Below are 13,738 nucleotides of genomic sequence, written 5' to 3'. Positions count from 1 at the left end.
AGCCGGGAAATAAAATCATTTTGAACCCGTGAACAACCATGATAACAAACCATTGAATTATTAATATAAAAAATAAAACCACCTGAACTGTTATAGTACTTTTTCACGAAACTGTATCTACTTCTAAAAATAATCTCAGTGCACAATCGTTTCGACTAAAATCCGTATAAATCGCAAGTATACAATTTATGTTACGTTTAATTAACTTGTCCCATTTTCTCTATAGGGGATGTAAGCAATGTTTGGATTAGATGCTTTTCACCTGGCAAGAATACAATTCGCTTTCACCGTTTCTTTTCACATCATATTTCCTGCCATTACGATCGGGCTGGCAAGTTTTCTGGCTGTGCTTGAAGGAATGTGGCTGAAAACTGGCCATCGCAGTTATCGGGATCTTTATCATTTCTGGTCCAAAATTTTTGCTGTTAACTTTGGTATGGGCGTTGTGTCAGGGCTGGTCATGGCGTACCAGTTCGGCACTAACTGGAGCGGGTTCTCGCAATTTGCCGGCAGTATCACCGGCCCTTTACTGACTTATGAAGTACTCACCGCCTTCTTCCTGGAAGCGGGTTTTCTGGGCGTGATGTTGTTTGGCTGGAACCGGGTCGGACCGGGCCTGCATTTCTTTGCTACCTGCATGGTGGCGCTGGGCACCCTTATCTCTACCTTTTGGATCCTGGCGTCGAACAGCTGGATGCATACCCCGCAAGGCTATGAAATTGTGAATGGCGTCGTAGTGCCAACGGACTGGTTTAAAATCATTTTTAATCCGTCATTTCCTTATCGCCTGTTCCATATGTCCATCGCGGCATTCCTCGCCAGTGCGTTCTTTGTCGGCGCCTCGGGTGCCTGGCACCTGCTTCGCGGCAACGATACGCCAGCGGTTCGGAAAATGTTTTCCATGGCGTTGTGGATGGCGTTGTTCGTCGCCCCCATTCAGGCAATGGTCGGCGATGCCCACGGCCTGAATACTCTGGAACATCAACCCGCGAAAATTGCAGCAATCGAAGGCCACTGGGAAAACCGGCCCGGAGAGTCCACGCCGTTAATTCTGTTCGGCATGCCGGATATGCAACAGGAACGGACGAAATATGCGCTTGAGGTCCCCTATCTGGGCAGCCTGATCCTCACGCATAGTTTGGAGAAACAAGTGCCCGCGCTGAAAAGTTTCCCGAAAGAAGATCGCCCTTTCTCACCGGTCATTTTCTGGTCTTTCCGGGTGATGGTGGCTCTCGGTCTGCTGATGATCACAGCCGGTGTGCTGGGTGCCTGGCTGCGTTATAAAAAGAGGCTTTATCAGTCCCGTCCTTTCCTTTGGTTTACCTTGCTGATGGGGCCTTCCGGTCTGATTGCCCTGCTGGCAGGCTGGTTTACCACTGAAATTGGCCGACAGCCATGGGTCGTTTATGGCGTTCAGCGCACCCGTGATGCTGTTTCCGCACACGGTGAAATGCACATGAGCCTCAGCCTGTTAGCTTTCCTGCTGGTTTATTCATCCGTCTTTGGTATCGGATACGTCTATCTTATGCGCCTGATTAAGAAAGGGCCGGTGACCGGTGAAGGCGATGAGGTTTCGCACGGCGGACCCGGTAAGAAAAGCACACCCGCACGTCCGCTGTCTGCTGCACATGAAGGGTTGAACACCGCCGGGGGAAATAAAAACCATGATTGATTATACTGTTATATGGTTTGCCATTATCGTATTTGCGAACCTGATGTACATCGTGATGGATGGCTTTGATCTGGGTATTGGCATTTTATTCCCGTTCAATAAAGACAAAACCGAACGCGACATGATGGTCAACACCGTTGCGCCGGTCTGGGACGGTAATGAAACCTGGCTGGTACTGGGCGGTGCAGCCTTATACGGTGCCTTCCCGCTGGCCTATTCGGTTATCGCCGATGCACTTTCCGTCCCGTTAACCCTGATGCTTTTCGGTCTGATATTCCGCGGTGTGGCGTTTGAATTTCGTTTCAAAGCCACGGAGAAGCATCGTCCGTTCTGGGACAAATCATTTATTGCAGGCTCGATCGTGGCCACCTTCAGTCAGGGGATAGCCGTCGGCACCGTGCTCAATGGTTTTGAGGTCACGGGCAGGACGTTTACCGGCCCGGCATTAAGCTGGCTGGCTCCCTTCCCCCTTTTCTGTGGCGTTGGCCTGGTGGTCGCCTACGCGCTGCTCGGCTGTACCTGGCTTATCATGAAAACCGAAAATTCCCTGCATCAGAAAATGTGCAGACTCGCCAGACCCCTGGTCATCACCTTGCTGGCGATCATAGGTATTATCAGTATCTGGACACCGCTGACGCATGCCGATATCGCGCATCGCTGGTTCAGCATGCCAAATCTGATCGCATTTCTGCCTGTACCCATCCTGGTCTTAGCCTGTACCTGGGGAATTTTGCGGGCGATAAAAAGTCACGCGCACTATATGCCGTTCCTGCTGACTCTCGCGCTTGTTTTCCTCGGATTTTCGGGGCTCGGGATCAGTATCTGGCCGAATATTATTCCTCCGTCCATCTCAATTTGGGATGCAGCGTCGTCTCCAAAAAGTCTGGCATTTATGCTGGTTGGCGCGATGGTCATTATTCCCGTTATCCTGATTTATACCTTCTGGAGTTATTACGTGTTCCGCGGGAAAATCAAGGAAAACGAGGGTTATCATTGATCTGAATATTACCGGGCGGCGTGACGGCATTATTTTCGCCCGGTTTTCACAGGAGGTTCCTGATGCAGGATCAGACAATCAATAGGAAGCAGCCATTCTGGAAGCGCGTCGTCTGGCTGATAATCATTTATACATTAAGTGTATTATCGCTGGCTGTGGTGGCATTCTTATTCAGAATGATGATGACAGCCGCCGGAATGAAATCGCATTAAAAATAAGTGATGACATGCAGCGGCTTTTCTTACCCTTGCCCAAAAATCTTAATCACCGCATCCAGATGTTCCTTCATCGCCTTCCTGGCGGCGCGACTGTCTCTGGCCTCCAGCGCCGTCAGGATCTCAAGGTGTTCAATCTCAGAACGGTGCGGCATGTCCTGCGGGGTGTAATGTAATTGCAGGCTACGGAACATGGTGCCATAACGGTGGCCAAGCAGGTGGGCGATGATAAATGCATAGGCCGGATTACCGCTGGCCTGAGCGATGCGGATATGAAATAAACGGTCGCCGGGATGCGTTGCTGAACCATGCCGGTTATCGCGACAATTCTGCTCATATGCCTGCCTGATCGCCGCCAGTTCCTCGTCAGTTGCGTTTCTTGCCGCCAGTGCGGCCGTTTCAGGTTCTATCAGACGGCGGGTTTGCAACAGCGAAAAAGGAGGCAATTCAGCAGTAAAATCCAGCTCGATATTCAGCTCATCGTCCACGTCCGCCCACTGGTTGCGTCCCGCCTGAGACATCACCGGCTCCAGCGAGGGCGTAGCCGCAACGACAGGCGGCTGACGGACAATTACACCATTTCCCACCCGCACATCCACCAGCCCGATCACTTCCAGCGCAATCAGGGCTTCACGCACCGAGGCGCGGCTCACCTGTAACTGACTCGCCAGTTCACGTTCAGCCGGAAGACGACTGCCGGGTGGAAATTCTTTATTATCAATCAACGTTTTTAGCTGGTCAGCTATCTGCCTGTATATTCTGGGATTTTCTAACTTTTTTATCGGCATCGCACACCTGAGGTCAATTCTCATTAAGTGATTCAGCTAGCATTTTTCGGACAAAAATCTTGCTGATTTGTTTTATGCATGTAAAAAATTGGTTAACGGGAATGGCGTTTTAAGCAGAAGCTTGCCGGACATCTTAGCAAAAAGCACTGCTTTTAACGCGTTTTTTTCACCTTCAATGGCCTGACCATTAGACCTATAAAGCAATATTTGATGGGGAATTGTTATGAACCTGGCAGGGAAAAAAGTTCTGATCACCGCCGCCGGACAAGGTATTGGCTTCAACACCGCCACGCTTTTTGCCCTGGAGGGTGCCGAGGTAATTGCCACCGACATCAATATCGGTGCGTTACAGGATATTCCGGGGATTACCCCGCGCTTACTTGATGTGACAGACCCGCGGGCGATTGCTGCTTTGGCAGAAGAAACCGGCCCGCTCGATGTGCTGTTCAACTGCGCCGGGGTGGTCCACAGCGGCGATATCCTCGCCTGTACAGAAAACGAATGGCAGTTTGCGCTCGATCTCAATGTCACTGCGATGTTTCACATGATCCGCGCTTTTCTGCCCGCCATGCTTGAGCGCGGCAGCGGTTCAGTGATCAACATGTCATCCGTTGCCTCGAGCATCAAAGGTGTGCCGAACCGCTTTGCATACAGCGCCTCAAAAGCGGCTGTGATTGGCCTGACCCGCTCTGTTGCTGCGGATTACGTCACCCGAGGCATTCGCTGTAACGCGATTTGTCCGGGCACGGTGGAATCTCCGTCCCTGCGCCAGCGTATTGCCGCACAGGCGCAGGCCGAAGGCCGCAGCGAAGCTGAGGTGTACGCCGCGTTCGTTGCCCGCCAGCCGATCGGGCGCATCGGTAAAACCGAAGAAATCGCCCGGCTGGCACTGTATCTGGCCTCCGACGCCAGTTCTTATACCACCGGCACGGTGCAAATTATTGACGGCGGCTGGAGCAACTGAGTCGACCGCGGCTAACAACATCTGACTTTCACAGAAGGATACTGACACATGAAATTATTACGTTACGGCAATCCGGGTTCTGAGCGCCCGGGCCTGGTGGATGACAACGGCCAGTTACGCGATCTCAGCGCACATATCGCCGATATCCGTGGCGAATTTTTACAGCCCGAAACGCTGGATAAGCTGCGCCAGCTCGATCCGCACAGCCTGCCACGGGTCAGCGGCGAACCCCGTCTGGGTGCCTGTGTGGGTAGTGTGGGGAAATTCATCTGTATCGGGCTGAACTACGCCGATCATGCGGCCGAAACCGGCGCAGAAATCCCGCAAGAACCGGTAGTTTTTAGCAAATGGACCAGTGCGATTGTCGGACCAAACGATGACGTAGAGATCCCCCGGGATTCGGTTAAAACCGACTGGGAAGTAGAGCTTGGTGTCGTGATCGGCACCGGCGGGCGCTATATCAGCGAAACCGATGCGATGTCACACATCGCCGGTTACTGCGTGATCAACGATGTATCTGAGCGCGAATTTCAGATTGAACGCGGCGGTACCTGGGACAAAGGCAAAGGCTGCGACACCTTTGGTCCGACCGGCCCGTGGCTGGTGACGGCGGATGAAATTCCTGACCCGCACCAGCTGAATTTGTGGCTGGAAGTGGACGGCAAACGCTATCAGAACGGCAATACGCGCACCATGATTTTCCGCATCCCCGAAATCATCAGTTATCTCAGCCGTTTCATGAGCCTGCAACCCGGCGACATCATTTCTACCGGCACACCGCCGGGGGTCGGACTGGGGCAAAAACCACCGGTATACCTGAAAGCCGGTCAGGTCATGCGGCTTGGCATTGAAGGTTTGGGTGAACAGCGTCAGAAGACAGTGCAGGCATAGCCCCTTTACGCTAAAGGAATTTTGCGATGACAACGATTACGGCTTTACGTGTTGAAGATGTGCGCTTCCCGACCTCGCTGGCGCTCGATGGCTCGGATGCCATGAACCCGGATCCGGATTATTCCGCTGCCTATGTGATTTTAGACACTGACAATCCGGCGCTGAAAGGCCACGGACTGACCTTTACCATCGGGCGCGGCAACGAAATCTGCTGCGTAGCGATCAAGGCGCTGGAACACCTGATTGTGGGGCGCGAACTGGCAGACATCACCGCCGATATGGGTAAATTCTGGCGCGATTTTACCAGCGACAGTCAGTTGCGCTGGATTGGTCCGGATAAGGGCGCAATCCATCTGGCGACCGGCGCGGTAGTTAACGCGGTGTGGGATTTGTGGAGCAAAGCCGCCGGTAAACCCCTGTGGCAACTGGTGGCCGACATGTCACCGGAAGAGCTGGTGCGCTGCATCGATTTTCGCTACATCACCGACTGCATTACGCCACACGAGGCACTGACCTTATTGCGGCAACGCGCTGACAACAAGGCCCAACGCAGAGAGAAACTGCTGGCAGAAGGCTACCCGTGCTACACCACGTCAGCAGGCTGGCTGGGCTATCCCGATGACAAACTGCGCCGTTTATGCCAGGAAGCGGTCGACGCCGGTTTCGATTATCTGAAACTCAAAGTCGGGCGCGACCTCGAAGACGACATCCGCCGCGTGCGCATTGCCCGCGAAGTCATCGGCCCGGATCGCAAACTGATGATCGACGCCAACCAGGTGTGGGAAACCGACGAGGCGATCCCGTGGGTCAATGCCCTCGCCTTTGCCAAACCCTGGTTTATCGAAGAACCGACCAGCCCGGACGACATCGAAGGTCACCGCAAAATCCGTCAGGGCGTTGCGCCGGTTAAGGTCGCCACCGGCGAAATGTGCCAGAACCGCATCATGTTTAAGCAGTTCATTATGCGCGAAGCCATCGACGTGGTGCAGATTGATGCCTGTCGCATGGGCGGCGTCAATGAGGTGCTGGCCGTGATGCTGATGGCCGCCAAATACAATCTGCCGGTGTGCCCGCACGCGGGTGGCGTCGGGTTATGCGAATACGTCCAACATCTGTCCATGATTGATTACCTGTGCATTTCAGGTACGCACGACGGTCGGGTCATTGAATACGTTGACCATCTTCACGAGCATTTTGTACACCCGTGCGATATTCGCGGCGCAGCTTATATGCCCCCACAGGCACCGGGATTCTCTGTCGAGATGCATCAGGCGTCGGTCGAAAAATACCGCCATCACGCCTGACCTTAATGATCGAAAAAGCAGCAAGGAGGAGGCCGATGATGCGAATCGACAGCCATCAGCATTTCTGGCGCTACACCCCGCAGGACTACCGCTGGATAAGCGATGAAATGACGGTGCTGAAACAGAATTTCTTGCCGGAAACACTGACGTCAACGTTACAACGTCACAACATTCAGAGCACGGTACTGGTTCAGGCATGCTCATGCACCCGTGAAACCCGATGGCTGCTGGATATCGCCGGAAAAACTGACTTTGTGTGCGCCGTGACCGGCTGGGTCGATCTGTCGTCGTCCGCGCTGCAACGGGAGCTGGATGCTCTCTCACACCCGCTGCTGCGCGGCTTTCGTCATCAGGTTCAGGATGAACCTTCGCCTGCACAATGGCTGGCAGATCCGGCCATCAATGCCGGTATTCGCCAGCTTCAGCAGCAGGAATATGTTTATGAAATTCTGGTGACGCACCGCCATCTTGCCGAAGCCGTACAGTTTGCCATAAGGCATGACGGGCATTTTCTGGTGCTCGATCACCTCGGCAAGCCGGATCTCAGCCTGGGCGCTGCGTACTGGAAGAAACAAATCGCCCCGCTGGCGGCGTTACAACACGTCAGTTGTAAGCTTTCCGGGCTACTGACTGAGCCGCGCCCGGCGGGGATGTCTGCCCGCGACCTGTTGCCCTATTTCGATGCCGCACTGGAGGTTTTCGGGCCCGGACGCCTGATGTTTGGCTCCGACTGGCCGGTGTGCTTACTGGCTGGCGGCGATGAGAATCCATGGGATTTATGTGAACAGGCCACGGCCTCACTCAGTTCTGACGAGCAGGCTGCCATATATGGCGGCAATGCCTGCACGGTTTACCGATTACAGCCTTTACCGATTACAGGAAATGACTGATGAATCTGCATCTGCAAAATAAAGTGGTGATCGTCACCGGCGGCGGGTCCGGTATTGGCGCGGCGATTTCGCTGACGCTGGCGGAAGAAGGTGCCATTCCGGTGATCATCAGCAATACCGAACCTGCCAATCAACTGATGCATAAACTGCAACAGCTTTCTCCGCAGGCCAGTTTTGTGCTGACCGAACTGCGCGACGAAGCCAGTTGCACGGCGGCGGTACAGGAGGTGCTTACCCGCTACGGCAGTATCGACGGGCTGGTGAACAATGCCGGAGCCAACGACAGCGTCGGACTGGACGCCGGTCGGGAAGCCTTTGTGCAATCGTTAGAACAAAACCTGATCCACTATTACCTGATGGCACACCTGAGCCTGGAAGCCCTGCGCGCAAGCCACGGGGCGATCGTTAATATCAGCTCGAAAACCGCCTTAACCGGACAAGGCAACACCAGCGGTTACGCTTCAGCCAAAGGCGGCATTCTGGCGCTGACCCGTGAATGGGCGGCGGCACTGCTCGGCGACGGCATCCGCGTGAACGCGGTGATCCCGGCAGAAGTCATGACGCCACTGTACGAACGCTGGATCAAAAGCTTCGATCATCCCGACGAAAAGTTGCAACAAATCACCTCGCATATTCCGCTGGGACAGCGGATGACCACGCCGCAGGAAATCGCCAACACCGTGGTATTCCTGCTCTCTTCCCGCGCGTCTCACACCACCGGCCAGTGGCTGACCGTGGACGGTGGTTATATGCATCTCGACCGGGCGCTGACATGAAGCGCCGCTATTGTCAGGCACTGGATCTGGCGGAAGATCCGGCGCTTATCGAAGAATATCAGCGTCATCACCGCAAAATCTGGCCGGAAATTACCGCGCATCTGCGCCGTTATGGCATCGCAGAGATGGAAATTTACCGGCTGGGCAACCGGCTGATGATGGTGATGGAAACCACGGAAGAGTTTGACAGCGGGCTGTTCGAACGCCGCAGTCTGGAGGATCCGAAAATGTGTGAGTGGGAAGCCCTGATGTGGAAATATCAGCGCCCCACGCCGTGGACACCCGCCGGTAAAAAGTGGGTAGAAATGGAGAAGATTTTTTCGCTTGCTGAACAGATTAAGTAAAACCCGGTCGGCTCCCTCCCCTGCGAAGGGGAGGAGCAAAGCAAAACCCGCTCAACCCTGTGAATGTGGGAGGAGCAAAAGCTCTCCCTACTCTCAGGGAGTTCATCACGTTTTTCACGTTATCTGACATAAAAAATCAGCCACCTGAGCTGACCCCCTACATGCGTTACCAGATACTGAGGAATACACTATGCTCGCCGATAAAACTGCCGCGCCCGCTTATGCGCAGCGCAAAACGACGTCCGGTTTCCGCCTGGCGTTCATTTTGGTCACCACGCTGTTTTTCCTGTGGGGTTTATCCTACGGGTTGCTGGATGTCCTGAATAAACATTTCCAGGAAGTCTTACACGTTAATAAAGCCCAGTCTGGCCTGTTACAGGCCGCCTATTTCGGGGCATATTTTATCATCGCCCTGCCTGCCGGTTTCTTCATGGACAGGTTTGGCTATAAAGCCGGGATCCTGGTCGGATTATGTCTCTATGCACTGGGCGCGCTGTTGTTTGTGCCTGCCGCCTCCGCAGGCAGTTTCGCTATGTTCCTGTTCGCGCTGTTCGTGATCGCCCTCGGTCTGGGCTGTCTCGAAACCGCCGCTAACCCGTTCGCTACCGTGCTGGGCGATCCGGCCGGAGCAGAACGTCGCCTGAACCTTTCTCAGTCATTCAATGGCTTAGGACAGTTTATCGGCCCGATTATCGGCGGTTCGCTGTTCTTCTCTGCCACGCAGGGCACCACGGCAGACGGCTTGTCATCTGTAAAAACTACCTACGTCGCCATCGCCGTGTTAGTGCTTCTGATTGCCTTCCTGTTCGGGCGCACCAAATTGCCGGATATTCGTGAGCAAAGCGCGGCCGGGGATCAGGGTGGCGGAAAAGGATTATGGCAGCATGCCCATTTCACCGGTGGTGTGATTGCACAATTCTTCTACGTCGCGGCCCAGGTAGGTGTCGGCGCGTTCTTCATTAACTACACCACCGAACACTGGCACACGCTGTCGAATCAGAATGCGTCTTACCTGCTTTCCGTCGGTATGGTAAGTTTTATGGTTGGCCGTTTCTTCAGTACCTGGCTGATGGGCTTTGTCCGTCCGGCCACGCTGCTGGTAGTTTACGCCATCATTAATATTGTGCTGTGCGGCGTGGTGGTCGCGGGGATTGATAACGTGTCGGTGATTGCACTGGTGGCGATTTTCTTCTTCATGTCGATCATGTTCCCGACCATTTTTGCAATGGGTGTCAAGAATATGGGCAAACAGACCAAACGCGCCAGCTCTGTGATGATCATGGCGATTGTGGGTGGCGCGGTGATGCCATACCTGATGGGTGCGATTGCTGACCATTACAACACCGCGATTTCCTACGCGCTGCCGATGGTATGCTTCGCCGTGGTGCTTTTCTACGCCCTGAAGCAGCGTGCGAAAGCGGCAAATTGAGAAAGTTGTAATATAAAACAATCTGATGGCTACACCTCACCACAGCCCCTCCTTAATACCCTTCAGGCGTTAAGGAGGGGCGGCAACTCTGAAAACCACACCCTGAGTTTTAACATTCCTGTCATCCCGGATGAAAAAATCCTGCTTATACTTCATCGCGTATGAAACTGTTTAATAACGCTGAAGGGTAAAATATGTCGATTCGTTCATTGCAGACACTGTGTTTAACCCGTTTTTTATTGCGGATGTTCGTGACAGGCTTGGGCCTTTTTTGGGGATATTTCTGACGCATCGAAAAACAAGCGTCTGATTCGGCTACTGCGTCTGCCTCAAAAAGTACTGCGATCATCTTTCTGCTCCCTCATGAATTTCGCTCAGCTTATTACCGGCTAAAAGGGGATGCTTCGGTCAGCGCCGAAGTATGTCGGTGACGCGCAAGCTGGATCATGAATTTTTCTCATGTTCAGTGAATTTAAATCACTTTTTTTCACTCAATGACTCAGGCATAAAAGAGTCATCGCGATTCACTCTTAAAAATATGAAGGCTACTGAAATAATTTAGGTTTTTCAGCAACCAGGACACCTGATAAAAATGAAAAAAGAAATTACATTCACTCTTAAAAGCCTTCGTTTTGACGAAGATTATAACCCCTCGGAAAATACGCGTATTACGACTAACTTTGCCAATCTGGCAAGGGGTGAAAAACGCCAGGAAAACCTGCGCAACACCTTAGTGATGATTGACAATCGTTTCAATTCACTGGCGCATTGGGACAACCCTGTGGGTGACCGCTACTCCGTTGAACTCGATATCATTACAGCCCAGTTAAACATTAATATTGCAGGGAAGATCGACGTTTTCCCGGTGATTGAAGTATTAAAAACCACTATCGTTGATAAAAAAACCGATGAACGTTTTGACGGTATTTTAGGTAATAATTTTTCTTCTTATGTACGGGATTATGATTTTAGCGTTTTACTGCCGGAGCATAATAAGAATAAATCCGGATTTAGCCTGCCGGATGATTTTGGTGTATTACACGGTGATATCTTTAAGCGTTTCATTAACTCCGATATTTACAAAGAATTCTTTAATAAAACACCCGTTATTTGCCTGAGCGTCTCAAGTAAAAACACTTATTACCGTACCGGCAATCAACATCCTGTATTAGGCATCGAATATCAGCAGGACGAACCTTCCCTGACTGATGAATATTTCGCCAAGATGGGATTGCGGGCGCGATACTTCATGCCTGAAAACAGCGTTGCGCCTTTGGCGTTTTACTTCAGTGGCGATTTGCTCAGCGATTACACCAATCTTGAGCTGATCAGTACCATCAGCACGATGGAGACTTTCCAGAAGATATACCGCCCTGAAATTTACAATGCTAACTCCGCGGCCGGGAAACAGTATCAGCCAAGCCTGAATTTCCAGGATTATTCATTAACCCGGATTGTTTATGACCGGGAAGAACGTAGCCAGCTGGCTGTTGAGCAGGGGAAATTTACCGAGGAACATTTTATTAAACCTTACCAAACTGTTCTTAAACAATGGTCTGCTCATTCCGTTCTTTGATTTACTAAAAATATAAGGTCACCTGTGATGAAAAAATTATTACCGACATCGACTGCGGGCAGTTTACCTAAGCCCTCCTGGATTGCGCAGCCGGAGACACTCTGGTCACCCTGGAAGCTTGAAGGTCAGGAGTTACTCGACGGCAAAAAAGATGCGCTGCGTTTGTGTCTGGAAGATCAGCAACAGGCAGGTATTGATATCGTCAGCGATGGCGAGCAAACGCGCCAGCATTTCGTCACGACCTTTATTGAGCACCTCAACGGCGTTGATTTCGAGAACCGCGAGATCGTTAAGATTCGCAACCGTTATGAAGCCAGTGTGCCGACTGTTGTTGGCCCGGTCAGTCGTCAAAAGGCCGTTTTTGTCGAAGATGCGAAGTTTTTGCGCCAGCAAACAACACAGCCGATCAAATGGGCTCTTCCGGGGCCGATGACCATGATCGACACGCTCTATGATAATCACTATAAAAGTCGCGAAAAACTCGCCTGGGAATTCGCTAAAATTCTCAATGAAGAAGCCCGGGAATTAGAGGCTGTGGGTGTCGATATTATCCAGTTTGATGAACCGGCATTCAACGTGTTCTTCGATGAAGTGAACGACTGGGGTATTGCCACATTAGAAAGAGCCATTGAAGGGCTGAAATGTGAAACGGCTGTCCACATCTGCTACGGCTATGGTATCAAAGCCAATACAGACTGGAAAAAAACGCTGGGAACAGAGTGGAGACAATACGAAGAGATTTTCCCAAAACTACAAAAATCTAATATCGATATTATTTCACTGGAATGTCATCACTCCCATGTTCCGATGGAGCTGATGGAGCTGATCCGGGGTAAAAAAGTGATGGTCGGTGCTATCGATGTGGCAACCAATACTATTGAAACACCCGAGGAAGTCGCCGCTACGCTTCGAAAAGCACTGCAATATGTTGACGCCGACAAGCTCTATCCTTGCACCAACTGTGGCATGATCCCATTACCGCGTGGCGTAGCAAGAGGCAAGTTAGATGCGTTAAGTGCCGGTGCAGAAATCGTCCGGAAAGAACTGCTGGCGAAGTAAATTCACCCGATTGCATCAATCTGAAGAGAATTCAGCCCGGATCAGGCGGTCAGACCAGAAGCCTGCCGGGCTGAGTGATAAACCGATCATGCCCCGTTATTGCTTCACCAGCACCGGCTGTTCGCGATAATCCGCCGGGAAATGCTGTTTTAATTCGTTAATTTTTGGCAGGTCGTTCACCACGATGTACGGATAATCCGGATTATCGTTTAAAAAGTTCTGGTGATAAGCCTCTGCCGGATAAAAGTGTGCACTGCTTTCCACTTTTGTCACCAGCGGCTCGCTGTAACTGTGGCTGGCATCGAGCTGAGCGATATACGCTTTCGCCACTTCTGCCTGAGCCTGACTGAGCGGGAAAACCGCCGAGCGATACTGACTGCCGGTATCCGGACCCTGACGGTTTAACTCTGTCGGGTTATGCCCCACCGAGAAGAAAATATGCAGCAGTTCGCCATACGTCACCTGCGACGGATCAAAGGTAATTTTGACCGATTCTGCGTGGCCGGTATCGCCGGTACTCACCTGTTCATAACTCGCCGTTCGCGCGTCGCCGCCCGCATAACCGGACACCGCGCTGGTCACGCCTTTCACGTGTTGAAACACGCCCTGAATTCCCCAGAAACAGCCACCGGCAAACAATGCCGTCTCGCTGTGCGACGTACCCGCAGGTTCATCTTTTGCCGGTGCGGGGATTACCACCGCCGGTTCAGCGCCCCCGCCCCATGACCAGGCATTATTTTGGAACGCGAACGCTGACGCCAGCACCAGTCCGGCGATCAGACTGTAATGACGCATTTTTTTCGATGCAATTTTCATGGGTAATTTCCTGACTG

Annotated in this window: 14 protein-coding genes and 1 pseudogene; 13 read left to right on the top strand and 2 right to left on the bottom strand. The window is 52.2% G+C overall.

From position 1 onward, the window contains the following. Window positions 1-238 precede the first annotated feature (238 nt). From ETV65_RS14325 to ETV65_RS14315, 3 genes are all read left to right on the top strand, one after another. Complete coding sequence (locus ETV65_RS14325; protein ID WP_129953491.1) at window positions 239-1,672, top strand: cytochrome ubiquinol oxidase subunit I; 1,434 nt, start codon at window positions 239-241, stop codon at window positions 1,670-1,672. Continuing rightward, complete coding sequence (gene cydB, locus ETV65_RS14320; RefSeq protein ID WP_129953490.1) at window positions 1,665-2,669, top strand: cytochrome d ubiquinol oxidase subunit II; 1,005 nt, start codon at window positions 1,665-1,667, stop codon at window positions 2,667-2,669. The genes ETV65_RS14325 and cydB overlap by 8 nt, the downstream gene beginning before the upstream one ends. A gap of 62 nt (window positions 2,670-2,731) precedes the next feature. Beyond that, window positions 2,732-2,881, top strand: coding sequence for a DUF2474 domain-containing protein (locus tag ETV65_RS14315; RefSeq protein WP_129953489.1), 150 nt, complete (start codon window positions 2,732-2,734; stop codon window positions 2,879-2,881). Between the two features lie 29 nt (window positions 2,882-2,910). Here the strand turns inward: ETV65_RS14315 and ETV65_RS14310 are convergent, their stop codons facing one another. Then, window positions 2,911-3,672, bottom strand: coding sequence for a FadR/GntR family transcriptional regulator (locus tag ETV65_RS14310; RefSeq protein WP_129953488.1), 762 nt, complete (start codon window positions 3,670-3,672; stop codon window positions 2,911-2,913). Between the two features lie 223 nt (window positions 3,673-3,895). On the opposite strand from ETV65_RS14310, the gene ETV65_RS14305 reads away from it, so the two are divergent. The 10 genes and pseudogenes from ETV65_RS14305 (at window position 3,896) to ETV65_RS14260 (ending at window position 12,905) form a co-directional block, all read left to right on the top strand. After that, complete coding sequence (locus ETV65_RS14305) at window positions 3,896-4,636, top strand: SDR family oxidoreductase (RefSeq protein WP_129953487.1); 741 nt, start codon at window positions 3,896-3,898, stop codon at window positions 4,634-4,636. 48 nt (window positions 4,637-4,684) lie between these two features. Beyond that, complete coding sequence (locus ETV65_RS14300; RefSeq protein WP_129953486.1) at window positions 4,685-5,527, top strand: fumarylacetoacetate hydrolase family protein; 843 nt, start codon at window positions 4,685-4,687, stop codon at window positions 5,525-5,527. A gap of 26 nt (window positions 5,528-5,553) precedes the next feature. Next, entirely contained in the window at window positions 5,554-6,831 is a 1,278-nt protein-coding gene (locus tag ETV65_RS14295) for an L-fuconate dehydratase (protein WP_129953485.1), read from the top strand. A gap of 35 nt (window positions 6,832-6,866) precedes the next feature. Then, window positions 6,867-7,721, top strand: coding sequence for an amidohydrolase family protein (locus ETV65_RS14290; RefSeq protein WP_129953484.1), 855 nt, complete (start codon window positions 6,867-6,869; stop codon window positions 7,719-7,721). After that, the gene (locus ETV65_RS14285) at window positions 7,721-8,497 is read left to right on the top strand and encodes an SDR family oxidoreductase (RefSeq protein ID WP_129953483.1); all 777 of its coding nucleotides are present in this window, start codon (window positions 7,721-7,723) and stop codon (window positions 8,495-8,497) included. The genes ETV65_RS14290 and ETV65_RS14285 overlap by 1 nt, the downstream gene beginning before the upstream one ends. Next, on the top strand, window positions 8,494-8,841 hold the full coding sequence (locus ETV65_RS14280) for an L-rhamnose mutarotase (RefSeq protein WP_129953482.1): 348 nt from the start codon (window positions 8,494-8,496) through the stop codon (window positions 8,839-8,841). Before ETV65_RS14285 ends, ETV65_RS14280 begins: the two co-directional genes overlap by 4 nt. 190 nt (window positions 8,842-9,031) lie before the next feature. Continuing rightward, on the top strand, window positions 9,032-10,270 hold the full coding sequence (fucP, locus tag ETV65_RS14275) for an L-fucose:H+ symporter permease (protein WP_129953481.1): 1,239 nt from the start codon (window positions 9,032-9,034) through the stop codon (window positions 10,268-10,270). Window positions 10,271-10,464: 194 nt separating this feature from the next. Further along, window positions 10,465-10,581 (top strand): annotated as a pseudogene (locus ETV65_RS25375) (MFS transporter); the annotation flags it as partial. A gap of 281 nt (window positions 10,582-10,862) precedes the next feature. Continuing rightward, window positions 10,863-11,846 (top strand): DUF1852 domain-containing protein, encoded by a 984-nt coding sequence (locus tag ETV65_RS14265; protein WP_129953480.1) that lies wholly within the window; start codon window positions 10,863-10,865, stop codon window positions 11,844-11,846. 27 nt (window positions 11,847-11,873) lie between these two features. After that, window positions 11,874-12,905, top strand: coding sequence for a methionine synthase (locus ETV65_RS14260; RefSeq protein WP_129953479.1), 1,032 nt, complete (start codon window positions 11,874-11,876; stop codon window positions 12,903-12,905). Between the two features lie 96 nt (window positions 12,906-13,001). On the opposite strand, the gene msrA is transcribed toward ETV65_RS14260, so the two are convergent. Then, window positions 13,002-13,721 (bottom strand): peptide-methionine (S)-S-oxide reductase MsrA, encoded by a 720-nt coding sequence (gene msrA / locus ETV65_RS14255; protein WP_129953478.1) that lies wholly within the window; start codon window positions 13,719-13,721, stop codon window positions 13,002-13,004. Window positions 13,722-13,738: the final 17 nt, after the last annotated feature.

Source organism: Rahnella sp. RFA10(1/100) (assembly GCF_004195115.1).
GTDB classification, from domain to species: Bacteria; Pseudomonadota; Gammaproteobacteria; order Enterobacterales; family Enterobacteriaceae; genus Rahnella; species Rahnella perminowiae.
This window is presented reverse-complemented; position numbering and strand designations above follow the sequence as displayed.

Excerpts from the sequence above, each read along its gene's own strand:
- ETV65_RS14325 (WP_129953491.1), top strand. The coding sequence starts at position 239 with ATGTTTGGATTAGATGCTTTTCACCTGGCAAGAATACAATTCGCTTTC.
- cydB (WP_129953490.1), top strand. The coding sequence starts at position 1,665 with ATGATTGATTATACTGTTATATGGTTTGCCATTATCGTATTTGCGAAC.
- ETV65_RS14315 (WP_129953489.1), top strand. The coding sequence starts at position 2,732 with ATGCAGGATCAGACAATCAATAGGAAGCAGCCATTCTGGAAGCGCGTC.
- ETV65_RS14310 (WP_129953488.1), bottom strand. The coding sequence starts at position 3,672 with ATGCCGATAAAAAAGTTAGAAAATCCCAGAATATACAGGCAGATAGCT.
- ETV65_RS14305 (WP_129953487.1), top strand. The coding sequence starts at position 3,896 with ATGAACCTGGCAGGGAAAAAAGTTCTGATCACCGCCGCCGGACAAGGT.
- ETV65_RS14300 (WP_129953486.1), top strand. The coding sequence starts at position 4,685 with ATGAAATTATTACGTTACGGCAATCCGGGTTCTGAGCGCCCGGGCCTG.
- ETV65_RS14295 (WP_129953485.1), top strand. The coding sequence starts at position 5,554 with ATGACAACGATTACGGCTTTACGTGTTGAAGATGTGCGCTTCCCGACC.
- ETV65_RS14290 (WP_129953484.1), top strand. The coding sequence starts at position 6,867 with ATGATGCGAATCGACAGCCATCAGCATTTCTGGCGCTACACCCCGCAG.
- ETV65_RS14285 (WP_129953483.1), top strand. The coding sequence starts at position 7,721 with ATGAATCTGCATCTGCAAAATAAAGTGGTGATCGTCACCGGCGGCGGG.
- ETV65_RS14280 (WP_129953482.1), top strand. The coding sequence starts at position 8,494 with ATGAAGCGCCGCTATTGTCAGGCACTGGATCTGGCGGAAGATCCGGCG.
- fucP (WP_129953481.1), top strand. The coding sequence starts at position 9,032 with ATGCTCGCCGATAAAACTGCCGCGCCCGCTTATGCGCAGCGCAAAACG.
- ETV65_RS14265 (WP_129953480.1), top strand. The coding sequence starts at position 10,863 with ATGAAAAAAGAAATTACATTCACTCTTAAAAGCCTTCGTTTTGACGAA.
- ETV65_RS14260 (WP_129953479.1), top strand. The coding sequence starts at position 11,874 with ATGAAAAAATTATTACCGACATCGACTGCGGGCAGTTTACCTAAGCCC.
- msrA (WP_129953478.1), bottom strand. The coding sequence starts at position 13,721 with ATGAAAATTGCATCGAAAAAAATGCGTCATTACAGTCTGATCGCCGGA.